Source organism: Actinomyces oris, assembly GCF_001553935.1.
Taxonomy (GTDB): domain Bacteria; phylum Actinomycetota; class Actinomycetes; order Actinomycetales; family Actinomycetaceae; genus Actinomyces; species Actinomyces oris_A.
This window is the reverse complement of the sequence record NZ_CP014232.1, coordinates 307,866-330,495: the sequence shown is the minus strand read 5'-3', so window position 1 is coordinate 330,495 and position 22,630 is coordinate 307,866. Positions and strand designations below refer to the sequence as shown.

The following is a 22,630-nucleotide window of genomic DNA, read 5'->3' as shown; positions in this document are numbered from 1 at the left end:
ACGATAGGGCGTCTGGTTTGCTTCGTGAGACCCTGCTGAGGCGCTAGCATGGCCTGTGATCAGCAGGCCTGTCGGGCAGGCCTTGAAGCGTGAGAGACATCGGGAGGATCTCCTGTCCACCAACACCGTCACCGAGAACGGCACGGCAGCCGACGACGTCGCCGTGCCGCGGACGGCTGACGCCAAGCCGTTCGTCAAGCCGCTGTGGTACTGGGGGCTCCTGATCGTCCTGGTTGCGGTGATCGCGAAGACCGCGGTGCCCGCCCTCACCGTCGCGGAGGGCCACGAGCTTCAGAAGCCCGGTGCTGAGGACTTCTTCCCCGTCGCGATCTTCGGTGAGGGGACTCTCCTGGAGTTCAACCGGCTCACCCTCGTCCGCGTTGTCATGGCGGTTGCCCTGTGTCTGACGGCGGGAGCGGTCGCCAGCCGGATCAAGATCGTCCCCGGGCGCGGCCAGGCCCTGCTGGAGATCATCGCCGACTTCGTGCGCAGCAATGTGGCCTTCGCGCTCCTGGGCAAGAAGAACGGCCGCCGCTTCGCCCCGTTGCTGGGAACCCTCTTCCTGGGCGTGCTCGCCATGAACCTCGCCGGCGTCATCCCCGGCCTCAACATCGCCGCCTCCTCGGTGGTGGCCGTCCCCATGGTGTTCGCCGCCCTGACCTACGTCACCTTCATCGGCGCCGGCATCAGGGAGCAGGGGGTCGGGCACTTCCTCGCCTCCCAGCTCTTCCCGCCGGGCCTGCCCAAGGTGATGTATCTGCTCATCACCCCCATCGAGTTCCTCTCGAACTTCATTGTGCGGCCGGTGACGCTCACGCTGCGTCTGCTGTGCAACATGGTCTCCGGGCACATGCTGCTCGGCATGACCTTCTTCGGCACCACCAGCCTGCTCCTGCACCTTCAGGCATCCTCGACGATCAGCCTCCTGACCGGGGCGGCCATGATCGTGATGACCCTGTTCGAGATTTTCGTTGCGGTCCTGCAGGCCTACATCTTCACCATCCTCAGTGCCGTCTACATCAAGCTCTCCATCGAGGCCCACTAGACGCCCCGGTGCGTCGCCCCAAGCCTCTTCCACCGACCCCACCTGCGCCATCCGGCGCCAGAAAGAAGGAACCACATATGACCTCCGCTGCTCTCGCATACGTCGGCTACGGCCTGGCCACGCTCGGCCCGGGCATCGGCATCGGAATCATGGTCGGCAAGACCCAGGAGGGTACGGCCCGTCAGCCCGAGGTGGCCGGACGCCTGTTCACCAACATGATCATCGGCGCGGGCATGGTCGAGGCCCTGGCCCTCATCGGCTTCGTTATCCCGTTCGTTGTCAAGTGATGCTTCCCCTGGCCAACGAGGGCGGGCAGGGCGGAGGCATGGCCTTCATCCTGCCCCACGCCCATGAGATCTTCTGGTCTGCGGTCGTCCTCCTGCTCATCCTCCTGGTGGTGGGCCGCTACGCCCTGCCCCGGCTCTACGCCGTGCTGGACGAGCGCGCCCAGCGCATCCAGGAGGGCCTCGACCTGGCCGACAAGGCCAAGCAGGACCAGGCCGACGCCGAGAAGCGCGCCACCCGGCTCGTGGACGAGGCCCGTCGCGAGGCCGCCCGCATCCGTGACAACGCCCAGGGCGAGGCCAAGGAGATCATCGCCAAGGCCCGCACCGACGCCCAGGCGGAAGCCGCAGGCATCATCGAGGGTGCCCAGCGTCAGATCCTGGCCGAGAAGCAGGCCGCCCAGATCTCGCTGCGCACCGACGTCGGCATGCTCGCCTCCACCCTGGCCGAGCGGATCGTCGGTGAGCAGCTGAGCGACACCGCCCTGTCCGAGCGGGTCATCGACCGCTTCCTCGACGAGCTCGAGACCATGGAGCCGGTCGAGGGGCTCGACGCCGGCGCCTCCTCTGCGGAGGCGACGCGGTGAGAACAGGAACTGCCGCCACCCGTGAGACCGTGAGCCAGGCCTGGAGCCCGGTGCTCACGGCCGCGGGCGTCGAGGGCCAGGAGCTGGGTCGCCAGATCCTCGCCCTGGCTCACCAGGTTGCCGTCCACTCGCTGCCCGCTCCGCTGACCGACCCGGGCCGGGAGGCCGAGGACAAGGTGGCCCTGGCCCGGCGGCTCTTCACCGGCACCGTGGACGAGCGCGTCGTCGACCTGCTCAGCGCCATGGTCCGCGGCCGCTGGTCCAAGGCAGTCGACCTGGTCTCCGCCCTCCACGACCTGGGCATCGAGGCGATCCTCGCCGGCGCCCACGCGGGCGGCTCGGCGGAGGAGATCGAGCAGCAGCTCTTCGAGGTCCACGAGCAGATCGCCGACAACCGCGAGCTGCGCGAGGCCCTGACCCCCTCACGCCGCACCGGCACCGAGGCCCGGGGCCGCTTGGCCGAGGCCGTCTTCGCGCCCCACATCAGCGCCCCCGCCATGAGCCTGGTGGACTGGTGCGTGCGGCACCACGCCGAGGGCGGGCCGCTGCGCAACCTGCGCCGCGTCGTCGAGCTGGCCGCCGAGATGCGTCAGCGCACCATCGTCGACGTCGTCACCGCCATCCCCATGACCTCGGCCCAGGAGGAGCGCCTGCGCACCATCCTGGAGCGCCGCCTGGGCACCAGGATCGACCTCAACTGCGAGGTCGACTCCGCGGTCATCGGCGGAGCCCGCATCTCGACACGGAACTACGTCATGGACCGCACCGTGCGCAGCGCCGTCGCCGAGCTGCGCACCCGCCTGGCGGGCTAGCCCGCTCATCGCACGCCGACCCACAACTTCACCACCCCACCCCGCGCCGTCGTCGCTCACGCCCAGCGCCGCCGGCCCCCAGAACGCAACCAGCAAGGAGACGAGATGGCAGAGCTGACCATCAGGCCCGAGGAGATCCGCTCGGCCCTGAACGAGTTCGCCGAGTCCTACAAGCCCGCCGAGGTCGCGGCCGAGGAGGTCGGGCACGTCGTCTTCGCCGCTGACGGCATCGCGCACGTCGAGGGCCTGCCCGGCGTCATGGCCAACGAGCTGCTCACCTTCGAGGACGGCACCGCCGGCCTGGCCATGAACCTCGAGGAGCGCCGGATCGGCGTCGTCGTCCTGGGCTCCTTCGACGGCATCGACGAGGGCCAGGTCGTGCGCCGCACCGGCGAGGTCCTCTCCGTGCCCGTGGGCGACGCCTACCTGGGCCGCGTCGTCGACCCGCTGGGCCGTCCCATCGACGGCCTGGGCGAGATCGAGGCCGAGGGGCGCCGCGCCCTGGAGCTCCAGGCCCCCGGCGTCATGGCCCGCAAGTCCGTCCACGAGCCCCTCCAGACCGGGCTCAAGGCCATCGACTCGATGATCCCGATCGGCCGCGGCCAGCGCCAGCTCATCATCGGCGACCGCCAGACCGGCAAGACCGCCATCGCCCTGGACACCATCCTCAACCAGAAGGAGGCATGGGAGTCCGGCGACCCGAACAAGCAGGTGCGCTGCATCTACGTGGCCACCGGCCAGAAGGGCTCCACCATCGCCGCCGTGCGCGCCACCCTGGAGGAGCGCGGCGCCCTGGAGTACACCACCATCGTGGCCTCCCCGGCCTCCGACCCGGCCGGCTTCAAGTACCTGTCGCCCTACACGGGCTCGGCCATCGGCCAGCACTGGATGTACCAGGGCAAGCATGTCCTCATCGTCTTCGACGACCTGTCCAAGCAGGCCGAGGCCTACCGCGCCGTCTCCCTGCTGCTGCGCCGTCCGCCGGGCCGCGAGGCCTACCCCGGTGACGTCTTCTACCTCCACTCGCGCCTGCTGGAGCGCTGCTCCAAGCTCTCCGACGAGCTGGGGGCGGGCTCCATGACCGGGCTGCCGATCATCGAGACCAAGGCCAACGACGTCTCGGCCTACATCCCCACCAACGTCATCTCCATCACCGACGGGCAGATCTTCCTCCAGTCCGACCTGTTCAACGCCGACCAGCGCCCCGCCGTCGACGTCGGCATCTCCGTGTCCCGCGTGGGCGGCGCAGCCCAGGTCAAGGCCATGAAGAAGGTCGCCGGAACCCTCAAGATCACGCTGGCCCAGTACCGCTCCATGCAGGCCTTCGCCATGTTCGCCTCCGACCTGGACGCCGCCACCCGCGCCCAGCTCACCCGCGGCGAGCGCCTCATGGAGCTGCTCAAGCAGCCCCAGTACACGCCCTACCCGGTGGCCGAGCAGGTCGCCAGCGTCTGGGCCGGCACCAAGGGCTACCTCGACGACATCGACGTCTCCGACGTCCTGCCCTTCGAGGCCGCCTTCCTGGACCACCTGCGGCGCAACACCGACATCCTCGACACCATCGAGTCCACCGGTCAGCTCACCGACGAGACCGAGGAGGCCCTGGTTAAGGCCGTTGAGGCCTTCCGGCGCACCTTCGCCTCCGGTGAGCAGATGCTGGGCGCCCAGGTCGCCGAGCCCGAGGAGGAGCCCGCCGCCGAGAGGACCACCGAGCAGCTCGTGGTCAAGAGGGGCTGACGTGGCAGGAAACCAGCGCGTCTACAAGCAGCGCATTCGATCGACCCAGACCCTCCAGAAGGTGTTCCGGGCGATGGAGCTCATCGCCTCGTCCCGGATCGGGCAGGCGCGCCGCAACGCGCAGGAGGCCTCGCCCTACGATCACGCCCTGAGCCAGGCGGTGGCCGCGCTGGGGACCTACTCCCGCTTCGAGCATCCCATCACCCAGGAGCGCACCGACACCAAGCGCGTGGCGATCCTCGTGGTCACCTCCGACCGCGGCATGGCCGGCGCCTACTCGGCCACCATCCTGCGCGAGACCGGCCGCCTCATCGAGGAGCTGGTCAAGGAGGGCAAGGAGCCGGTGATCTTCACCTTCGGCCGGCGCGCCCAGAGCTACTTCAGCTTCCGGGGCACGCCGATCGAGTTCTCCTGGACCGGGCAGTCGGACCGCCCCAGCAACGAGGCCATCGAGGAGGTGGCCACCACCCTGCTGGACTACTTCCTCCAGCCGGCCGAGGCCGGCGGCGTCGCCGAGGTCCACATCGTCTTCACCCGCTACGTCTCGATGGTCTCCCAGGTCCCCGAGGTGCGTCGCATGCTGCCGCTCAAGGTGGTCGACGTCGAAGGGGCCGGCGAGCTCGACGACGCCGGCAACGAGGCCCTGGAGAAGGAGCTGGCGGCCAAGCACGGCAGCTCCATGCCGCTGTACGAGTTCGAGCCCAGCTCCTCCGAGGTGCTCGACGCCCTCCTGACCCGCTACATGGGCTCGCGCATCCGCAACGCCCTGCTGCAGTCGGCCGCCTCCGAGCTGGCCAGCCGCCAGCAGGCCATGCACACGGCCACGGACAACGCCGAGGACCTCATCATCACCTACACCCGCCTGGCCAACGCGGCCCGCCAGGGCGACATCACCCAGGAGATCACGGAGATCGTCTCGGGTGCCGACGCCCTGGGGTCCGAATAGGCCGGGAAACCCCCGACGTCGTCGAGAACCCCACACAGACTCACCTCACCGAGCAGGACCCCTCTCAGCTCTGGAAGATACGGAAGAACGCACATGGCTGACACCACCACCCCCGGGACGGGACGCATCACCCGCATCATCGGCGCCGTCGTCGACGTCGAGTTCCCGCCTGATGCGATCCCGGCGATGTACAACGCCCTCAAGGTGACCGTCCAGGCCACCAGCGCCGGCGAGGAGCCCCACGAGATCACCCTGGAGGTCGCCCAGCACCTGGGTGACAACATCGTGCGCACGATCTCCCTCAAGCCCACCGACGGCCTCGTGCGCGGCACGCAGGTGCGCGACACCGGCGCGCCGATCTCCGTGCCCGTGGGCGACGTGACCAAGGGCCACGTCTTCAACGTCACCGGCGACGTCCTCAACCTCGGCCCCGGCGAGCAGCTGGAGATCACCGAGCGCTGGCCCATCCACCGCCAGCCCCCGGCCTTCGACCAGCTCGAGTCCAAGGAGCAGATGTTCGAGACCGGCATCAAGGTCATCGACCTGCTCACCCCCTACGTGCAGGGCGGCAAGATCGGCCTGTTCGGCGGCGCCGGCGTGGGCAAGACCGTCCTCATCCAGGAGATGATCCAGCGCGTGGCCCAGAACCACGGCGGTGTCTCCGTGTTCGCCGGCGTGGGCGAGCGCACCCGTGAGGGCAACGACCTCATCGTCGAGATGGACGAGGCCGGCGTGTTCGACAAGACCGCCCTGGTCTTCGGCCAGATGGACGAGCCGCCGGGCACGCGTCTGCGCGTGGCCCTGTCCGCCCTGACGATGGCCGAGTACTTCCGCGACGTCCAGCACCAGGACGTGCTGCTGTTCATTGACAACATCTTCCGCTTCACCCAGGCCGGCTCCGAGGTCTCCACGCTGTTGGGCCGCATGCCCTCGGCCGTGGGCTACCAGCCCAACCTGGCTGACGAGATGGGTCAGCTCCAGGAGCGCATCACCTCCGCCGGCGGCCACTCCATCACCTCTCTGCAGGCGATCTACGTGCCCGCCGACGACTACACCGATCCGGCGCCGGCCACGACCTTCGCCCACCTGGACGCCACCACCGAGCTTAGCCGTGAGATCGCTTCGCGAGGCATCTACCCGGCCGTGGACCCGCTGACCTCCACCTCGCGCCTGCTGGCCCCCGGCTACGTGGGCCAGGAGCACTACGACGTCGCCACCCGTGTGAAGTCCATCCTCCAGAAGAACAAGGAGCTTCAGGACATCATCGCGATCCTCGGTGTCGACGAGCTCGGCGAGGAGGACAAGGTGACGGTGGCTCGCGCCCGCCGCATTGAGCAGTTCCTGTCCCAGAACACCTACATGGCGGAGAAGTTCACGGGCGTGGCCGGCTCCACCGTGCCGCTGTCGGAGACCATTGAGGCCTTCCGCCGCATCTGCGACGGTGACTACGACCACCTGCCGGAGCAGGCCTTCTTCAACATCGGTGGCATCGAGGACCTCGAGCGTCGCGCCGCCGAGCTCAACGCCTGAGTCGTTAGGATCCGGGTAGAACCGGGCGCAGGAAAGGAGGGGGACATGGCCTTACATGTTGAGGTGGTCTCGCCGGCGGGCGAGGCCTGGGCCGGTGAGGCGACGCAGGTCTCCGTGCCCCTGATTAACGGGGAGCTGGGGATCCTGCCGGGTCGTCAGCCCCTCGTGGCGGTCCTGGGGGCCGGTCCGGTGCGGCTGAGTCCCATCGACGGCGAGATGTGCAGCATCGAGGTATCCGGCGGCTTCTGCTCCGTGGACCACGACGTCATCACGATCGCCGCCGACCACGTGAAGCAGGGCGCGGAGGCCTGAGTCATGGGGCAGCACGTGTGGATGGTCGTGGCGATTGCCGTCACCGTCCTCGTGCTGCTGGCAGGCGGGTTCCTGCTGCGTCTGCGCTACCTGGCCGGGCAAGTCGGCTCCTTCGAGTGCGCCCTGCGCCCACGCGGGGCGCAGCGCTGGCTGAGCGGGGTCGCCTCCTTCCAGCTCGACTCCCTGGAGTGGTACCGCCTCGTGTCCTTCTCCACCAGGCCGTCGCGCTCATGGAGCCGCTTGAACCTGGAGCTCTCCGAGGCACGGCGCCGCCGGGAGCAGGGGCGCGTCGTCGAGGTGCACTGCGTGGACGCCACCCGCAGCCCGGAGGGCTTCGACCTGGCCATGATGGAGGAGTCCCACTCGGCGCTGATCGCCTGGGTGGAGTCCGCCGCTCCTGAGCAGCCCCGGCTCTTCTGAGACCCGACGCCGGGGCGGGGATGCAGCCTCATGGCCGGATCGGCGACGTACTTTTCTTCCGAGGACTGCGTTTTCCTCCAGGCCACTGGGGTCCCTTCCCCGACATCTGGAGGACATCGCAGTCCTCGATCACGACGCACGTTCTCGACGACGGGGCAGGGTGCCGCCATCGCCTGACGCTGCGTCCCCAGGCCCCCCGGGGCACGCCTGAGACACGACGTCCGATCCGGTGTGGACGCCGTGCATGGACAGTGGAGGGGAACGCCCCGGGTGACACGATGCTCAGGACCGCCGGCCCCGGCGTCACGCCGCCCTGGGCCCGGCCCCGCTAGGGTGGACGGGTGCGCCTCGTTATCGCCTCATGCTCCGTCGACTACTCCGGCCGCCTGGACGCCCACCTGCCCCGGGCCACCCGCGTGCTCATGCTCAAGGCCGACGGCTCGGTCCTCATCCACTCCGACGGCGGCTCCTACAAGCCCCTGAACTGGATGAGCGCCCCGGCCCGCCTCGCGGTCACCGAGCCGGACGAGGAGGCCGCGGCCGATGGCGTGCGCGAGGTCTGGGAGGTCAGCGCCACCAAGACCGACGACCGCCTCGTCATCCGCCTCTTCGAGACCATCTCCGACGTCAGCCACGAGCTGGGTGTGGACCCCGGGCTCACCAAGGACGGCGTCGAGGCCCACCTCCAGGAGCTCCTGGCCGAGCAGATCGAGGTCCTGGGCGCCGGCTACCGCCTGGTGCGCCGCGAGTTCCCCACCGCCATCGGCCCGGTCGACATCATGGCCAAGGACGCCGAGGGCCGCTCCGTGGCCGTGGAGATCAAGCGCGTCGGCGGGATCGACGGCGTCGAGCAGCTCACCCGCTACCTCGAGCTCCTCGACCGCGACCCGCTGCTGACCCCCGTCCAGGGCGTCTTCGCCGCCCAGACCATCAAGCCCCAGGCCCGCGTCCTGGCCGAGGACCGCGGCATCCGCTGCGTCACCCTCGACTACGACGCCATGCGCGGCATGGACGACCCGAGCTCCCGCCTCTTCTAAGGAGACTGCTATGGCCGCCGCCCGCGCCTCCTCCGTGCCGCTGCCGACCGAGGTGAGCCTGGCCCGCATCATCTCCCAGGGCCTCGTCCCGGCCACTGCCGCGCCCGACGTCGTCGCGGCAGTGTCCCGCCAGCTCGCCATCCAGGGCCAGCAGGTCTCCGCCGTCCCCCACGCCCTGCTCGTGCGCGCCCCGGCCGCTACCCCGGCCGACGTCGAGGCGGCCTTCGCGCGAGGCGACCTGGTTCGCTCCTGGCCCATGCGCGGCACCGTCCACATCACCACCGCCGCCGACCACCACTGGCTGCGGGCCGCTCTCATGCACCGCACCGACGCCTGGGTGCGGAACAGCGAGAAGGCTTACGGCGTCGATTCCGCCCTGTGCGAGCGCGCCGCCGAGGTGGCCCTGGGCCTCATCGAGGACCAGGGCCCGCTGATGCGCTCGGTGCTGCTGGCGGCCTGGCAGGAGGCCGGCCTCATGGAGGCTTTCCGCGGCGAGGATGTCTCCTCCTACCGGCGCCGCCACCTCCTGGTGCGCCTCCAGCGCGAGGGGATCCTCATCCAGGGTCCGCGGTCCGGCAACGAGCACCTCGTCATGGACGCACGCCACCTGCCCGACGCCGACTCCGGGCCCGCCGGAGCAGGCGTCGCCCACGGCGGGACTGGCCACCGCGCCGCCTGCGCGCACATCGCCTATCGCTACGCGACCAGCCACGGCCCGGTCAGCGCCGAGGACCTGGCCCGCTGGACCACGCTGCCTAAGACGCAGGCCGCCCGTGCCCTGGAAGATGCCGTCGAGCTGGGGGAGGAGCAGGTCCCAGCCGCGGTTGATGCTGCCGGTGAGCCGGCCGGGCCGCGTGTCCCGCTCGTGCGCGCGGTCGTCGAGGGCGGGGCCCGCGGAGGCCTGCGCCCGCTCGGCCCCGGCGAGTCGGCCCCGAAGACCGGCCTGCTCTACATGCGCGCCGACCTGCCCGACCTGCTGTCCGCCCACCGCGGCGCCGCGCAGGCCACGCACTTCCTGGGCTCCTTTGACGAGCTGCACGTGGGTTACAAGGAGCGCTCGTGCCTCACCGATGAGGACGGTGAGCGCCTCATCTGCCCGGCGAGCAACGGCATGTTTCGCCCGATCCTGGTGGACCGCGGCCGACTCGTCGCCGTGCGGCCGGTCAGCGAGGGCCTGCTGTGGAAGGGCGGGGCGGCGCCGTCGGCCCGCGTGGAGCGAGACGTCAACCGGGCCGTCTCCCGCATGGAGCAGCGCCTGGCCGGGTGAGCGGAGCGGAGCCGAAACCCGCCCGGGCAATGTGGGGGAGGAGACGCCCCGAAGGAGGTTGTCTGATGTCTGAAGTGGTGACAGAATCCGACTCATGAGCAACGAAGCCATGCAGGTCCGTGCACTGCGGGGACGCGTCGTCACCCCCGACCACATCATCGACGATGGGGCGGTTGTCCTGTCGGGATCCCACATCGCGTGGGTCGGGCCCGCTGACCAGGCCGCACGGTCCGGCTTCGCAGACGCCGTCGAGCAGGCTCAGTCCGCACCCGAGGGCGGCTACCTCCTGCCGGGCCTGGTGGACGTCCACTGCCACGGTGGGGGCGGTGAGTCCTTCCCCAACGCCGAGACCGCCGAGCAGGCGATGGTCTCCGTGCTCGAGCACCGCCGCTTCGGCACCACCTCGCTCGTGGCCTCCTGCGTGACGGCCGCCCCCGAGGTCCTGCGCGCACGCACCCGGGTCCTGGCGGGGCTGTGCGAGGCCGGAGAGCTCGCCGGCATCCACTTCGAGGGGCCCTTTGTCTCGGTGGAGCGCTGCGGCGCCCAGGACCCCACCTACATCATCGACCCCGACGCCGCCCTGACCCGTGAGCTCATCGAGCTCGGCGGCGGGCACGTCGTCACCATGACGATCGCCCCGGAGAAGCCCGGCATCACCGGTGACGACGGCGTCAACGCGGCCCTCATCGAAGGAGGGGCGCTGCCCTCCTTCGGGCACACCGACTCCGAGGCCGCCCCCGTGCGCGCCGCCCTGGCCGACGCCGCCGCCCGCATCGCCGAGCGCCTCGAGGCCGGCGAGCCGGTCCGCGCCCCGCGCTCCACCGCCACCCACCTGTTCAACGGCATGCGCCCCATGCACCACCGTACGCCCGGGCCCGTGCCCGAGTTCCTGGCGGCCGCCCAGCGCGGCGAGTGCGTCCTGGAGATGATCGGCGACGGCGTGCACCTCAGCCCCGCCATCGTCCTGGACATGTTCGAGACTCTGGGGCGCGACAACGTCGTCCTGGTCACCGACGCCATGGCCGCGGCCGGCATGGCCGACGGCGACTACGTGCTCGGCTCCCAGCCGGTCACCGTGGCCGACGGCGTCGCCCGCCTCACCGAGGGCGGCGCGATCGCCGGGGGGACCGCCCACCTCATCGACGTTGTGCGCACCACCTGGCAGGGGGAGTCGACCTGGTCGACGCCGTCTACGCTGCCAGCGTCCAGGGCGCGCAGATCCTCGGCGACTCGACCGTGGGCGCCCTGCAGGCGGGCCTGTGGGCCGACGTCGTCGTCACCGACGCGGAGCTGCGGCCCGTCACCGTCCTGCGCCGCGGCGAGGCGGTGGAGCCCGCCGCCTGATCCTCCCGCACCACCGGCCCGCACGGGCCCCAACAGACTCTTGTCATGTGGGAGCCGTTCGCCCCGACCTGAACCGCCAGGTCGGGGCGAACGTGTGGTGCGGGGTGGGTTGTGCGCCTAGCCCGGCAGGCCCAGGAGACGGCGGGTGTAGACGGCCTGGCCGGAGTGCTGGGCGGCGTCGTCAATGACTGAGGCCAGGCGCACGGCCCGGGTAACGGGCGGGTCCCAGGACTCGTCGACGATATCGTCGAGCGACTCCGGCGTGAGGGATCGCAGGTAGGTGGTGGCCAGGGCGTAGGCGTCATCCAGGTAGGCGAAGAGGAGGCTGAGGTCGCTGACGACGACCTGGGCGGCCTGTTCGGGTGTGTGGTGCCAGTCCTCGGTATCGTCGGGCAGGGGCAGGGCGAAGCGCTCGCGGTGGCCGCCGGTGACCCAGACGGGCTCGACGCCCGCCAGAGGCGCGACCTGAATGTCGAGCTCGCGAGCCGTGTGCCAGGCCAGCCAGGTCAGGGAGTCGATGCGGGGTGCCAGGTCCGGGGCGGGCCGGGTGTTGGCCTGCTCGAGCGTGACGCCATCGAAGGCGCGGTCGAAGCGCTCGCGGGACCGGGCCAGGACGTCAATGAGCATCTCAAGAGTCGTCATGATGTCAGGCTACGTGGCGGGTCTGAACACATCGGGAGAACCGGGTGCCTCATAGCCTTTGACTTCTTCTGTGTCGTCGGTGAAGTACGTGATAACGGACTAAGTCGTAGAGGGTGGAGGACTCGGTGGTGGTGATGCCCTTGATGGTGGGCCAATCAACTTCGCTGGTAGGCGTATGATGCGGTTCAGGGCAATGTAGGCGAATCGCCGCGCTATATTTGTTTCCCTTCACGCAACCACGATGCCTATCGGGATGCTCTGAGTCCGTATTCAAGTGCTTTGTCTGCAGGTATTCCTGAGAAAGGTGGTAAACTATGTGGAACGTATGTGATGGCGATATTCCGCCCGTTCGTATTCCTCGGGAACGTAAGGATGTGCCTCCGGGGTGTGTGGTTGATCGTTTCCCCGGGCTTGTTGTGCAGCGCGAAAAACTAGATCAGTTGCGAATCCGACATCTTGATATTTTTCGGGAAACATTAATGGCTGCCGACGGTGCGCTATTTCTCCCTGATTTCATTATCGCCGCAATGCTCCAGCGAAGTTACGGCATCGTAGATGCGCTCATCGATGCGGTGGATAATTATAATATCCATGCTGCTGCGCCGCTGCTTCGATTGCAGCTTGACAATCTTTTCAGGGCTCATTATTTTGCGAGTGCTCCTGACCTGGGTGGCCTAGTCGAGAGGTTGTTGGCTGGGGAGGAGTTGCGCAGGATCAAGGATATTGAGGGTCGGCCGCTCAATGATTATCGTCTCAAGCAGTTGGCGGCTGGTGCGCATGGGTGGGCGCTGCCTGTGTATGACAACACTTCCGGGTGGGTGCATTTATCGCAAAGTCACATAGCGGTTGCTGTTCAAACATCAGATTCATCTGAGCTGTTCATGGGGATTCCTCTGCGACCCTCTGTTATCCCTGAGTCGCTCTGGCAGGAAATCTACAATGCAGCGATACAGTCAACTGAGGAGTTTTTTTCGTATGTGAGGGGTTGGTCGTCGCGCAAAGGGATGCCTCCCGGGGAGGTGCGTTCACTAGACTGAGAGTATTCCTCAATGCTTCTGTCGCAAGATTTGTGAATAAGAGATGATTTGCTGGGTGGGCGGGGGAGGTCCTGCACTCAGGCGAAGACGACGGTGCGGTGCCCGTTGAGCAGCACCCGGTGCTCGGTGTGCCAGCGCACCGCCTGCGCCAGCACTCGGCGCTCGACGTCCTGCCCCTTGGCCTGCAGCACGGACACGGAGTCCTCGTGCCCGGCCCGCGTCACGTCCTGCTCGATGATCGGACCCTCATCCAGGTCCGCGGTCACGTAGTGCGCCGTCGCCCCGATGAGCTTGACCCCGCGCTCGTGCGCCTGGGCGTAGGGGCGGGCCCCCTTGAAGGACGGCAGGAACGAGTGGTGAATGTTGATGACGCCCCCGTGCAGCCGCTCGCACAGGGCGGGGGAGAGGATCTGCATGTAGCGGGCCAGCACCACCAGCTCAACATTGAGAGAGTCCACCAGCCCCAGCAGCTCGGCCTCGGCGGCCTCCTTGGTCTCCTTGGTGACCGGGATGTGGTGGAAGGGCACCCCGTAGAACTCGGCGACGTCCCGCAGCGTCTCGTGGTTGCCCACCACGCCGACGACGTCGACCGGCAGTCCCTGGCTGCGGGCCCGGAAGAGCAGGTCGGTCAGGCAGTGCCCCTCCTTGGAGACCATGATGAGGGTGCGCATGGCGCGCCCCACCTCGTCGAGGCTCCACTCCATCTCGTACTCGCCGGCCAGCTCGGCCAGGTCCTTCTCCAGCTCCACGCGCGGCACGGTGGTGAGCACCTGGACCCGCATGAAGAACAGTCCGGTCGAAGAGTCCCCGAACTGCTTGGACTCGGTGATGTTCCCGCCGCGGCGCGCCAGCGTGCCGGTGACCGCGTGGACGATCCCTGGGCGGTCGGGGCAGGACAGGGACAGGACCAGGTGGGCGGCGGAGTCGGTGTGCGCCGTGGAATGAGCCATGGCCTCAGCCTAGTCGGCGCTCGAGCCACTTGACGACGGCGAGCATCAGCCAGGTGGTCACGATGAAGGGCCAGGTGTAGGTCGGCACCGGGATCTCCGTGAAAAGCCGGTCCACGACGACGGTCAGCACCGATCCCACCACCGCCAGCACCCAGGCCCGCCTCCCGGGAGGCAGGAGGACGACGCCGATCGCGATCGCCGTCAGGCACGGCGAGTATCCGCCCAGTCCGTGCGCCGCCTGGCCGGCGGGAACGAGCGCCAGCGTTGCTGCCGTCCCGACGACGCTGCCCAGCAGCGCCGCTGCCCCGACTCTCCACCCGGCGATGAACAGCCCTGCCAGGATCAGCACCCCGCCGACCCAGGAATCGACGAGCACCACCTGGGACTCTCCCGTCAGCACCGCCTCCGGGACCAGCCAGGCCGTCGCCCCACTGACCGGCGCCGGATCCGGCACCATCGGCGCATCGATCGCCCTGAGCAGAGCGGTCAGCAGTCCGGAGACGATGCAGAAAGGAGCCGTGAGCGCCGGGAGCCCGACCGGGGCGAGGGCGCGCTCCAGGGCGCGGTGGACCGCGGGGCACGCTGCCGCCCCGACCACGGTGACCAGCGTCGCCGGCCAGAAAACCCCCATAGCGGCCCAGGCCGCTGCTCCCACCAGCGCCCCGTTGTAGCCCTGGAGTCCGTCACGCACACGCAGATCCAGCAGCCTGGCCGCCACCGTTGACACCGTCGTCCCGAGGACCACCTGAAAAGCCATGAGCGGTGAGTAGACGGCGATGCCGGCCACGATGAGCAATCCGGTGAGCGCCCGGGGCTGGAAGAAGATCTGCCCCACCCCGCGCCCCAGCGCGCCCACACCGGACGAGACGATCGACGGGACTACTGAGCTGCCGGCTCCGTCAGCCGGGCGGTGGGACTGATGAACAGATGACTCAGGCATGAGGGGCTCCGATCGATAGAAGCATCGGGAGGTGCCCGCCGCCCAGGCGAGCGGGCTGTTGCTAGTACTTGCGCAGGTTGAGCCTCGGCGCGCCGAACCACCGGCTGCGCAGAAGCTCGCTGATGTCGAGCATGAGATCGGTCAGACGGGTCGTGTCATCGCCCAGCGCCCGGGCGATGAAGCCGGGTCCCTGCACCCGCGTCACTGCCCCGCGCACGCCGTCGACCTCCAGCATCTGGGCCACGTCATTGACGAGGGCGTCATCGACCCGGGCGTCGAGCACCGTGAAGGAGGCCAGGTGGCTGTGCCCCTCCAGGCCTCCCAGCCCCGCCAGCCCGGCCTCACCGGGGACCAGGCGCAGGTTGTCGACGACGGCGCACCGCCCACCGACACGGATGTCAGTGCGCATCCGCACGCAGTCGTAGCCGAAGGCCGAACCGTCCGGGGCCCATCCGGGAGTGAGGACCTCCAGGGACATGAAGGTCGCCGTCGGATCCATCTCAACCAGGGTGGTCTGCCGGTAGGAGGACTCCCGGTAGGCGATGACCTGGTCGGGAACGAGCTCCAGCACGGCCCGGGGCCCCAGGTTCACCCGGGTGTCCTGGCGGACCGGGCAGGTGGGGGTGCGGTAGATCTTCGTGGCCGCCTGGGTCGTCAGCACCGCCGAGGCCCCCTGGAGGACCTCGACCTCGGTGAGATAGGAGTCGCCGTCCAGGTACCCGCCTCCGGGATTGACCACGTAGTAGGTCACCTGCCCGCTCTCATCGAGGTACAGCGGGCGGAAAACCCTCAGTGCTCCCCGGTGGTACTGCTCGACGGCGATACTCCGGTCCCCGCCCCGGGCGATCCGCAGGTGCAGCTCGCCGGTGGTGCTCACGACTCCAGGTCCGTCATGAGCACGTCATGGTGGATCCACTCGATGACCTGTTCCAGGCCCTCGTCGGTCTTGAGGTTGGTGAAGCAGAAGGGCTTGTCACCCCGGAACACCTTGGAGTCGGCCTCCATGACCGCCAGGTCGGCGCCGACGTGAGGGGCCAGGTCCGTCTTGTTGATGACGAACAGGTCGGACTTGATCATTCCTTGACCGGCCTTGCGAGGAATCTTCTCGCCCTGAGCGACGTCGATGACGTAGATGGAGAAGTCGACCAGCTCGGGGGAGAAGGTGGCCGAGAGGTTGTCGCCTCCCGACTCCACGAACACCACCTCCAGGTCCGGGTGGCGCTCCACCAGTTCGGCGATCGCCGCCTCGTTCATGGAGGTGTCCTCACGGATGGCCGTGTGCGGGCAGCCCCCGGTCTCCAGCCCGACGATGCGGTCCACCGGCAGGACCCCCTGGGCGGCGAGGATCTTGGCGTCCTCGATCGTGTAGATGTCGTTGGTGACGGCGGCCATGGAGACCTCCTGGCTCATGGCTCGGGTGATGCGCTCGATGAGCTGGGTCTTGCCCGCCCCCACCGGGCCGCCCACCCCGATCCGGACCGGGCCGGGGTGGGAACGGTGCGCCGGCTGCTCGGGCGCGTCCGCGTGCTGCTGGCTGGTTGCTGCTGACATGAGAATCTCCTCACTGGCTCTTCAGGAAGGTCTTTCAGGACATGAACATGCGGGCCCGCTGGCGCTCGTGCCGCATCTGGCTGATCTCGATCCCGGGCGCGGCGGCCCCCAGATCCATCTCGTCAAGGCCCCCGATCCGCCTGACCGCGGCGCGGACGTCGCCGCGCACCGAGGCGATGGCGCGCTGACCGGCGTCCTGCCCCAGGGGGATGGCTCGAACGGCGTTCTGCGTCAGCGAGATGACACTGGACTGGAGGTAGGCCGCCGCGACCGCCGCTGGCGGCGCCCCCAGCGCGTAGCCGGCGATTGCCAGCACGATGGCGGGGTGGGAACGGCAGCCCCCGCTGCCCCCGGTGTCCACGAGCGCCGCGTATCGGCTCAGCAGCCTGCCGCCGTCGGTGCCCTCCAGGGCCAGGCGGGCGATGGTGAGCATCCTCCGCCCCATCGTCACCCCGGCCCGGCGCACCTGGATCGGCACCGCCTGAGCCACGAGAAGCGCATCGAGGTGCGCGATCGCCTCCCAGTCATCGGCCGCCACCGCCTCGAAGGCCAGCCGCAGCCCCAGCCCCTCGGAGAAGGTCAGCTGGGTGGACACGAGCGCGCGCAGCCAGGACACGAAGGAGGCCTCACCGTCCACGACGCCCTCGCAGATGTAGGTCTCCAGCCCGAAGGAGTGGGAGAAGGCGCCCGTGGGCAGCGCGGAGTCGCACAGCTGGGCCAGCGGCAGCTGCCAGCCGGCGGGCTCGCCCCACTGTGGGGCGGGAGTGTCAGTGAGTGTGCTCGGCATGACGGAAGGGGACGGGCATGGACCGCTCCATCCGCGCGTGACGCACACCCAGGTGCTCCAGGTAGTGCTCGGCGGTGTGGTCGTACTGGATGACCATGACGCCGTCATGCCCCTCAAGGTCCGGGAAGGGCTCCTCCGGCCCGAAGAACTGGGCGGGCAGGTGCCGGTTGCCCAGGTTGTGGGCGACGACCCCCATCTCGCGCACCGTGGCGGGCGCGATGACCAGAACATCGGTGGGCTCCAGGCGCACGACGACGATCCCGCGCTCGTTGCGAAGCAGGATGTCACCCTCGCGCAGGTCCGGTGCGCCCGGCGCGAGCCGGATGCCGAGCTCGGTGCCGTGGTCGGAGCGCACTCGTTGGATGCGTTTCGTGAGGTCGGCCAGGGGGAGGACCACGTTCTCCACGTGCACGCCCTCCAGCGCCTCGCCGGGTAGGTCGTGGATATTGCCTGAGATGGACTCGATAATCATGAAGGCTCCAGGGGTGAGGGGTCAGAAGAGGAAGTAGCGCTGGGCCATGGCCAGGACGTGGGCGGGCTCGCAGGTGACCTTCTCGCCGTCGACGGTGACCTCGTAGGTCTCGGGATCGACGGTGAGCGCCGGAGTGGCGTCGTTGAAGGCCATGTCCGCCTTCGTCAGCCGCCTGACCCCGCGGGCCGGGCAGATCCTCTTGCGCAGCCCCAGGCTCTGGGGCACTCCCGCATCGATGGCCGCCTGGGACATGAAGGTGATCGAGTTCGACGCCGGCGCCGCCCCGTAGCCGCCGAACATGGTGCGCATGAGCGTGGGCTCGGGGGTGGGGATCGAGGCGTTGGCGTCGCCCATGACCGCCGAGGCGATCTGGCCGCCCTTGAGGATCAGGGACGGCTTGACCCCGAAGAAGGCGGGTTCCCACAGCACCAGGTCGGCCCACTTGCCCACCTCCACGCTGCCCACGACCTCGGCGATCCCGTTGGTGCGGGCCGGGTTGATCGTGTACTTCGACACGTAGCGCTTGATGCGCAGGTTGTCGCCGCCCTCCGGGTCTCCGGCGAGCCTGCCGCGAGCCTTCTTCATCTGGTCGGCCACCTGCCAGGTGCGGATGACGACCTCGCCGACGCGCCCCATGGCCTGGGAGTCCGACGACGTCATCGAGAACACGCCCAGGTCGTGCAGCACGTCCTCGGCCGCGATCGTCTCCGGTCGGATGCGCGAGTCGGCGAAGGCGACGTCCTCCGGGATGGCGGGGTTGAGGTGGTGGCACACCATGAGCATGTCGAGATGCTCCTCAGCGGTGTTGCGCGTGAAGGGCAGCGTCGGGTTGGTCGAGGACGGCAGGATGTTGGGGTCCTGCGCCAGGGTGATGATGTCGGGGGCGTGACCGCCGCCGGCGCCCTCGGTGTGGAAGGTGTGGATGACCCTCCCGCCGATCGCGCGGCGGGTGTCCTCGACGAAGCCGCACTCGTTGAGCGTGTCGGTGTGGATGGCGACCTGCACGTCGAACTCGTCGGCGACCTTGAGGGCCTCGTCGATGACGGCGTGCGTGGCGCCCCAGTCCTCATGGATCTTGAAGCCGACCGCGCCGGCGCGCAGCTGCTCGGCCAGAGGTTCCCGGGCCGAGGCGTGGCCCTTGCCCAGCAGGCCGATATTCATGGGGAAGTCCTCGACGGCCTGAAGCATGCGGGCCAGGTGCCAGGCCCCGGGAGTGATCGTGGTGGCGTTGGTGCCGTCGGCCGGTCCCGTCCCTCCGCCGATCATGGTGGTCACGCCTGAGGCCAGGGCGGTGGCGACCTGGGTGGGGGAGATGAAGTGAATGTGGGAGTCGATGCCCCCGGCCGTCAGGATGCGGTGCTCGCCGGCGATCACCTCCGTGGAGGCGCCGATGACGATATCGACGTCGTCCATGATGTCCGGGTTGCCCGCAGCGCCGATAGCGCTGATGACGCCGTCACGGATGGCAACGTCGGCCTTGTAGATGCCGGTGTAGTCGATGATGATCGCGTTGGTGATGACGGTGTCGGGGATGCCCTCGTCCCGCGTGCGCTGGCCGTTGTGGCCCATACCGTCGCGGATGACCTTGCCGCCTCCGAAGACGGCCTCGTCGCCACGGTGGGTCAGGTCCCGCTCGATCTGGGCGAACAGGTCGGTGTCGGCCAGGCGGACGGCGTCCCCAGTGGTGGGGCCGTACAAGGCGGCATGCTCCCGACGGCTGAGTTCCTTGCTCATGATGTGCTCCTGTGCTCTCAGCCCTCGACCGGGCCGTTCGTCTCGCCTGCCAGACCGAAGACCCGCCGTGCTCCCGCCAGCGCTACCAGGTGGACTGGTCGGGAGTCGCCCGGCTCGAAGCGAACCGCGGTTCCGGCCGGAATGTCGAGGCGGAAGCCACGAGCGGCCCGCCGGTCGAAGGACAGCGCGGGGTTGACCTCGGCGAAGTGGAAGTGCGAACCGACCTGAATGGGACGGTCCCCGGTGTTGAGGACGTCGAGACGGAGAGTGGGGCGGCCCTCGTTGATGGTGATGGTGTCGTTCACGAGTCGGTACTCCCCGGGGATCATGGCAGACTCCTGCGAATCGGGTCGTGAACGGAGACGAGCTTGGTCCCGTCGGGGAAGGTCGCCTCCACCTGGACCGCGCGGATCATCTCGGGGACTCCCTCCATGACGTCGTCGTAGGTCAGCAGGGTGGCCCCGTAGGCCATGAGATCCGTGACCGTGCGCCCTTCGCGGGCCCCCTCGAGGATCTCCGCGGTGATGTAGGCGACTGCCTCAGGATGATTGAGCCGGATACCCCTGTCCTTGCGTCTTCGCGCCAGGTCTGCGGCGACGACGATGAGTAGCTTCTCCTGCTCACGAGGGGTGAGGTGCATGGGGGCTCTCCCAGAGATGGATCCGGAGCGGGCGCATAGGCGCGAGCTTGTCCGCGCACGACGGACGCTTATAGGCAATGCCTGACATGTTGCAGAAATATTTCCGACTGTTGAGCAGCAAGGTTCAGGGTGCAGCTGACCCCCTTGGTTTTCCGCGTCATGGTGAGAGAGAACTGAATATGGTTGACGTGCCGTCGATCCTCGGCGACTGATGTCGATACTGAGGAAAAGCAGGGCCGGGATGCGGTCTGAGACGCATCCCGGCCCTGCGTGGGTGGTGGTGGCTCTTAGCCCTGACGGGCCTTGAGACGGGGGTTCTTCTTGTTGATGACGTAGGTGTGACCGCGGCGTCGGACTACCTTGGACCCCGGCTGCTTGGCCAGGGACCGGATTGAGGCACGAACCTTCATGTCGGCTCCTTTCCTTCTTCGTGTCCAGTGATGGCGGCGCGAGAGCAGGGATGAGGGGCGGTGGCGCCGATGAGCTTGACCCCGCGCGCGTGCGCCTGGTGGTACGGCTTGGCGCCCTTGAAGGACGGCAGGAAGGAGTGGTGGATGTTGATGACGTTGCCGCGCAGCTTCTCGCACAGGGACTCCGAGAGGATCTGCATGTAGCGCGCGAGCACGACGAGCTCCACGCCGAGCTCGTCCACGAGCCCCAGCAGCTCGGCCTCCGCCTCCGCCTTGGTGTCCTTGGTGACCGGGATGCAGTGGAAGGGGACGCCGTAGAACTCGGCGACGTCCCGCAGCGTCTCGTGGTTGCCCACCACGCCGACGACGTCGACCGGCAGTCCCTGGCTGCGGGCCCTGAAGAGCAGGTCGGTCAGGCAGTGCCCCTCCTTGGAGACCATGATGAGGGTGTGCATGGCGCGCCCCACCTCATCGAGGCTCCACTCCATCTCGTACTCGCCGGCCAGCTCGGCCAGGTCCTTCTCCAACTCCACGCGCGGCACGGTGGTGAGCACCTGGACCCGCATGAAGAACAGGCCCGTGGAGGCGTCCCCGAACTGCGAGGACTCGGTGATGTTCCCGCCGCGGCGCGCCAGCGCCCCCGTGACCGCGTGAACGATGCCGGGGCGGTCCGGGCAGGACAGGGTGAGCACGAGATGGGCGGGGGAGGGCGCCGACGGCGTGGCGGGAGCCGTCGCGGTCACGGGTGCAGTCGTACCGCGCAGCCTACCCAGCCGCGCGGCGCCCCTCCGAGTCGGGGCGGCCTCCGCCCGCCCCGCCGTCGGGCCTCCCATAGCGCAGCGCTCCCGCCGCACCGAGGGCGCTGAGCCCGACGACGATGAGCCCCACCCCGCCGACGCCACAGACCGCCGTCGTCCCGTAGCCCGGATCGAGCATCTGGATCGCCACCGCCGCCGTGATGACGACCATGAGGGCCACCGCCACCGACTGGATCCGGTGCTCGCGCCGGGAGCGGGCGTGGATCGCGGCGATGAGCGAGCTCGCCGCGAAGTACAGGCCCACGAGCACGCTGAGGGCCTCCACCGTGTCCGTGAAGAGCCCCTCGGAGACGAAGAGCAGGCCCGTCCAGGCGACCGAGGCGGCCGTGACCACCGCCGTCGTCCAGGAGGTGGAGCGCAGGCGGCCCGCCCAGGAGGGGACCTGGCGGGCGTCGGCCATCGCCTCGATCCCGCGCGCCGTCGGCACGAGGGTGGAGCCCAGGCTCATGATCGCCGAGGAGACCACCGCGACGCGCACCACCAGATGCCCCGTCACGGGAGCGGGGTCGACGGCACTGTACGCCGTCCCGCCCACGGCGAAGAACCCCATGAGCCCCAGCATCGTCAGCGCGGTGACCCGCTGCGGCGCGCCTGCGCCCGTGACATCGGTGAGCGCGAAGATCGCGTCGAAGCCCCAGTAGGCGAAGACCGCCAGCAGCACCGCGTGGAACCAGTCGAGGGGCGAGCCAGTCATGGGCGCCAGGCGCACCCCGCCCCCGGCCACGAGCCCGGCGCAGACGATCGTCGCCCCGAGCCCCGCGATGACGGCGAGGTACTGCAGGGCCGCCATGAGCCGCAACTCGTAGAGGTCGATGAGGGCGGCGAGCGCGGTGAGCACCGCCGCCAGGGCCGCCTTGAGCGCCGCCGGCGCCGCGGGGGCGAGCAGGTCGGCGGCCACGTAGGCCATGCCGGAGGTGGCGATGACTCCGGTGGCGGCCAGGCAGAAGCCCGCGAACCACCCGGTGCGCGGCAGGGCGCGCCGCACCCATGTGTAGACGCTGCCCTTGTGCGGGTCGCGCCGGTCGTTGGCGCTCATGCCCGCGGCCACGAGGGCGGCGGGGATCGCCGCCAGGAGGTAGACGACGGCGGTGCCCGAGCCGACCAGCGCGGCGATGAGCGGCGCGGTCACCATGATCGAGTACCACGGCGCCGTGGCCGACAGGGCGAGCGCGGATCCCTGGAGGACGCTCAGGCGCGGGCCGCCAGCCGCACCGCCACCCGGATCGCCCGGGCCTGAGTGCGCGCTGCCGGCCGCGGTCCCACGCGCGCCCCCGCCCTCGCGCGGAGGGCGCGGCGGCGTCGTCGACCCGGGTGCCAGCACTGCTCCC

General features: G+C 69.2%; 25 protein-coding genes and 1 pseudogene. 13 read left to right on the top strand and 13 right to left on the bottom strand.

The features are described 5' to 3' along the window. Positions 1 to 55 precede the first annotated feature (55 nt). From atpB to AXE84_RS01425, 12 genes and pseudogenes are all read left to right on the top strand, one after another. Positions 56 to 1,045: a F0F1 ATP synthase subunit A gene (gene atpB / locus AXE84_RS01480; protein WP_010614655.1), complete on the top strand. Its 990-nt coding sequence runs from the start codon at positions 56 to 58 to the stop codon at positions 1,043 to 1,045. A gap of 77 nt (positions 1,046 to 1,122) precedes the next feature. Continuing rightward, positions 1,123 to 1,332 carry an ATP synthase F0 subunit C gene (atpE, locus tag AXE84_RS01475; RefSeq protein ID WP_009395854.1) on the top strand — a complete coding sequence of 70 codons (210 nt, stop codon included), beginning with the start codon at positions 1,123 to 1,125 and terminating at the stop codon, positions 1,330 to 1,332. Continuing rightward, on the top strand, positions 1,332 to 1,916 hold the full coding sequence (locus AXE84_RS01470) for a F0F1 ATP synthase subunit B (RefSeq protein WP_060956583.1): 585 nt from the start codon (positions 1,332 to 1,334) through the stop codon (positions 1,914 to 1,916). Before atpE ends, AXE84_RS01470 begins: the two co-directional genes overlap by 1 nt. Continuing rightward, positions 1,913 to 2,728: a F0F1 ATP synthase subunit delta gene (locus AXE84_RS01465; protein ID WP_060956582.1), complete on the top strand. Its 816-nt coding sequence runs from the start codon at positions 1,913 to 1,915 to the stop codon at positions 2,726 to 2,728. Before AXE84_RS01470 ends, AXE84_RS01465 begins: the two co-directional genes overlap by 4 nt. Positions 2,729 to 2,833: 105 nt before the next feature. After that, entirely contained in the window at positions 2,834 to 4,465 is a 1,632-nt protein-coding gene (atpA, locus tag AXE84_RS01460) for a F0F1 ATP synthase subunit alpha (RefSeq protein ID WP_009406263.1), read from the top strand. A 1-nt stretch (position 4,466) separates the two neighbouring features. Next, positions 4,467 to 5,411: a F0F1 ATP synthase subunit gamma gene (locus AXE84_RS01455; protein WP_060956581.1), complete on the top strand. Its 945-nt coding sequence runs from the start codon at positions 4,467 to 4,469 to the stop codon at positions 5,409 to 5,411. A gap of 93 nt (positions 5,412 to 5,504) precedes the next feature. Further along, positions 5,505 to 6,941 carry a F0F1 ATP synthase subunit beta gene (gene atpD / locus AXE84_RS01450; RefSeq protein ID WP_003789540.1) on the top strand — a complete coding sequence of 479 codons (1,437 nt, stop codon included), beginning with the start codon at positions 5,505 to 5,507 and terminating at the stop codon, positions 6,939 to 6,941. A 45-nt stretch (positions 6,942 to 6,986) separates the two neighbouring features. Further along, positions 6,987 to 7,253 (top strand): F0F1 ATP synthase subunit epsilon, encoded by a 267-nt coding sequence (locus AXE84_RS01445; protein WP_060956580.1) that lies wholly within the window; start codon positions 6,987 to 6,989, stop codon positions 7,251 to 7,253. A 3-nt stretch (positions 7,254 to 7,256) separates the two neighbouring features. Then, on the top strand, positions 7,257 to 7,673 hold the full coding sequence (locus tag AXE84_RS01440) for a DUF2550 family protein (protein WP_060956579.1): 417 nt from the start codon (positions 7,257 to 7,259) through the stop codon (positions 7,671 to 7,673). A 341-nt stretch (positions 7,674 to 8,014) separates the two neighbouring features. Further along, a complete protein-coding gene (gene nucS, locus AXE84_RS01435; RefSeq protein ID WP_009405946.1) occupies positions 8,015 to 8,710 on the top strand; it encodes an endonuclease NucS in 696 nt (231 codons plus the stop codon). Positions 8,711 to 8,720: 10 nt separating this feature from the next. Continuing rightward, the gene (locus AXE84_RS01430) at positions 8,721 to 9,977 is read left to right on the top strand and encodes a DNA glycosylase AlkZ-like family protein (protein WP_060956578.1); all 1,257 of its coding nucleotides are present in this window, start codon (positions 8,721 to 8,723) and stop codon (positions 9,975 to 9,977) included. Between the two features lie 109 nt (positions 9,978 to 10,086). Then, positions 10,087 to 11,321, top strand: a pseudogene (locus AXE84_RS01425) (N-acetylglucosamine-6-phosphate deacetylase). A gap of 117 nt (positions 11,322 to 11,438) precedes the next feature. Here AXE84_RS01425 and AXE84_RS01420 read toward each other — a convergent pair. Further along, complete coding sequence (locus AXE84_RS01420; protein WP_060956577.1) at positions 11,439 to 11,963, bottom strand: DUF664 domain-containing protein; 525 nt, start codon at positions 11,961 to 11,963, stop codon at positions 11,439 to 11,441. A 314-nt stretch (positions 11,964 to 12,277) separates the two neighbouring features. Here AXE84_RS01420 and AXE84_RS12750 point away from each other — a divergent pair, with 314 nt between their 5' ends. After that, positions 12,278 to 13,000 carry a hypothetical protein gene (locus tag AXE84_RS12750; RefSeq protein ID WP_150116230.1) on the top strand — a complete coding sequence of 241 codons (723 nt, stop codon included), beginning with the start codon at positions 12,278 to 12,280 and terminating at the stop codon, positions 12,998 to 13,000. 77 nt (positions 13,001 to 13,077) lie between these two features. Here AXE84_RS12750 and purU read toward each other — a convergent pair whose 3' ends face one another. From purU to AXE84_RS01360, 12 genes are all read right to left on the bottom strand, one after another. Further along, positions 13,078 to 13,950, bottom strand: coding sequence for a formyltetrahydrofolate deformylase (gene purU / locus AXE84_RS01415; protein WP_003789571.1), 873 nt, complete (start codon positions 13,948 to 13,950; stop codon positions 13,078 to 13,080). Between the two features lie 4 nt (positions 13,951 to 13,954). Beyond that, positions 13,955 to 14,890, bottom strand: coding sequence for an urea transporter (locus AXE84_RS01410; protein WP_060956576.1), 936 nt, complete (start codon positions 14,888 to 14,890; stop codon positions 13,955 to 13,957). Positions 14,891 to 14,951: 61 nt separating this feature from the next. Then, on the bottom strand, positions 14,952 to 15,767 hold the full coding sequence (locus AXE84_RS01405; RefSeq protein WP_060956575.1) for an urease accessory protein UreD: 816 nt from the start codon (positions 15,765 to 15,767) through the stop codon (positions 14,952 to 14,954). Further along, positions 15,764 to 16,441 carry an urease accessory protein UreG gene (gene ureG / locus AXE84_RS01400; protein WP_180806239.1) on the bottom strand — a complete coding sequence of 226 codons (678 nt, stop codon included), beginning with the start codon at positions 16,439 to 16,441 and terminating at the stop codon, positions 15,764 to 15,766. Before ureG ends, AXE84_RS01405 begins: the two co-directional genes overlap by 4 nt. Before the next feature lie 34 nt (positions 16,442 to 16,475). Then, entirely contained in the window at positions 16,476 to 17,228 is a 753-nt protein-coding gene (locus tag AXE84_RS01395; protein ID WP_060956574.1) for an urease accessory protein UreF, read from the bottom strand. Continuing rightward, entirely contained in the window at positions 17,209 to 17,700 is a 492-nt protein-coding gene (gene ureE / locus AXE84_RS01390) for an urease accessory protein UreE (RefSeq protein ID WP_060956573.1), read from the bottom strand. The genes AXE84_RS01395 and ureE overlap by 20 nt, the downstream gene beginning before the upstream one ends. 21 nt (positions 17,701 to 17,721) lie before the next feature. Next, on the bottom strand, positions 17,722 to 19,434 hold the full coding sequence (gene ureC, locus AXE84_RS01385; RefSeq protein WP_060956572.1) for an urease subunit alpha: 1,713 nt from the start codon (positions 19,432 to 19,434) through the stop codon (positions 17,722 to 17,724). Between the two features lie 17 nt (positions 19,435 to 19,451). After that, positions 19,452 to 19,763: an urease subunit beta gene (locus AXE84_RS01380; protein WP_060956571.1), complete on the bottom strand. Its 312-nt coding sequence runs from the start codon at positions 19,761 to 19,763 to the stop codon at positions 19,452 to 19,454. Further along, positions 19,760 to 20,074 (bottom strand): urease subunit gamma, encoded by a 315-nt coding sequence (locus AXE84_RS01375; RefSeq protein ID WP_060956570.1) that lies wholly within the window; start codon positions 20,072 to 20,074, stop codon positions 19,760 to 19,762. Before AXE84_RS01375 ends, AXE84_RS01380 begins: the two co-directional genes overlap by 4 nt. Before the next feature lie 287 nt (positions 20,075 to 20,361). Continuing rightward, complete coding sequence (gene ykgO / locus AXE84_RS01370; RefSeq protein WP_003782012.1) at positions 20,362 to 20,484, bottom strand: type B 50S ribosomal protein L36; 123 nt, start codon at positions 20,482 to 20,484, stop codon at positions 20,362 to 20,364. Further along, the gene (locus tag AXE84_RS01365) at positions 20,481 to 21,227 is read right to left on the bottom strand and encodes a formyltetrahydrofolate deformylase (protein ID WP_236750088.1); all 747 of its coding nucleotides are present in this window, start codon (positions 21,225 to 21,227) and stop codon (positions 20,481 to 20,483) included. Before AXE84_RS01365 ends, ykgO begins: the two co-directional genes overlap by 4 nt. A 22-nt stretch (positions 21,228 to 21,249) precedes the next feature. Further along, positions 21,250 to 22,623 (bottom strand): APC family permease, encoded by a 1,374-nt coding sequence (locus AXE84_RS01360; protein WP_236750087.1) that lies wholly within the window; start codon positions 22,621 to 22,623, stop codon positions 21,250 to 21,252. Positions 22,624 to 22,630: the final 7 nt, after the last annotated feature.

Coding starts and splice junctions, on each gene's coding strand:
- atpE (WP_009395854.1), top strand. CDS start 1,123: ATGACCTCCGCTGCTCTCGCATACGTCGGCTACGGCCTGGCCACGCTC.
- AXE84_RS01470 (WP_060956583.1), top strand. CDS start 1,332: ATGCTTCCCCTGGCCAACGAGGGCGGGCAGGGCGGAGGCATGGCCTTC.
- atpA (WP_009406263.1), top strand. CDS start 2,834: ATGGCAGAGCTGACCATCAGGCCCGAGGAGATCCGCTCGGCCCTGAAC.
- atpD (WP_003789540.1), top strand. CDS start 5,505: ATGGCTGACACCACCACCCCCGGGACGGGACGCATCACCCGCATCATC.
- AXE84_RS01445 (WP_060956580.1), top strand. CDS start 6,987: ATGGCCTTACATGTTGAGGTGGTCTCGCCGGCGGGCGAGGCCTGGGCC.
- AXE84_RS01440 (WP_060956579.1), top strand. CDS start 7,257: ATGGGGCAGCACGTGTGGATGGTCGTGGCGATTGCCGTCACCGTCCTC.
- AXE84_RS01430 (WP_060956578.1), top strand. CDS start 8,721: ATGGCCGCCGCCCGCGCCTCCTCCGTGCCGCTGCCGACCGAGGTGAGC.
- AXE84_RS01420 (WP_060956577.1), bottom strand. CDS start 11,963: ATGACGACTCTTGAGATGCTCATTGACGTCCTGGCCCGGTCCCGCGAG.
- AXE84_RS12750 (WP_150116230.1), top strand. CDS start 12,278: ATGTGGAACGTATGTGATGGCGATATTCCGCCCGTTCGTATTCCTCGG.
- purU (WP_003789571.1), bottom strand. CDS start 13,950: ATGGCTCATTCCACGGCGCACACCGACTCCGCCGCCCACCTGGTCCTG.
- AXE84_RS01410 (WP_060956576.1), bottom strand. CDS start 14,890: ATGCCTGAGTCATCTGTTCATCAGTCCCACCGCCCGGCTGACGGAGCC.
- ureG (WP_180806239.1), bottom strand. CDS start 16,441: ATGTCAGCAGCAACCAGCCAGCAGCACGCGGACGCGCCCGAGCAGCCG.
- AXE84_RS01395 (WP_060956574.1), bottom strand. CDS start 17,228: ATGCCGAGCACACTCACTGACACTCCCGCCCCACAGTGGGGCGAGCCC.
- ureE (WP_060956573.1), bottom strand. CDS start 17,700: ATGATTATCGAGTCCATCTCAGGCAATATCCACGACCTACCCGGCGAG.
- ureC (WP_060956572.1), bottom strand. CDS start 19,434: ATGAGCAAGGAACTCAGCCGTCGGGAGCATGCCGCCTTGTACGGCCCC.
- AXE84_RS01380 (WP_060956571.1), bottom strand. CDS start 19,763: ATGATCCCCGGGGAGTACCGACTCGTGAACGACACCATCACCATCAAC.
- AXE84_RS01375 (WP_060956570.1), bottom strand. CDS start 20,074: ATGCACCTCACCCCTCGTGAGCAGGAGAAGCTACTCATCGTCGTCGCC.
- ykgO (WP_003782012.1), bottom strand. CDS start 20,484: ATGAAGGTTCGTGCCTCAATCCGGTCCCTGGCCAAGCAGCCGGGGTCC.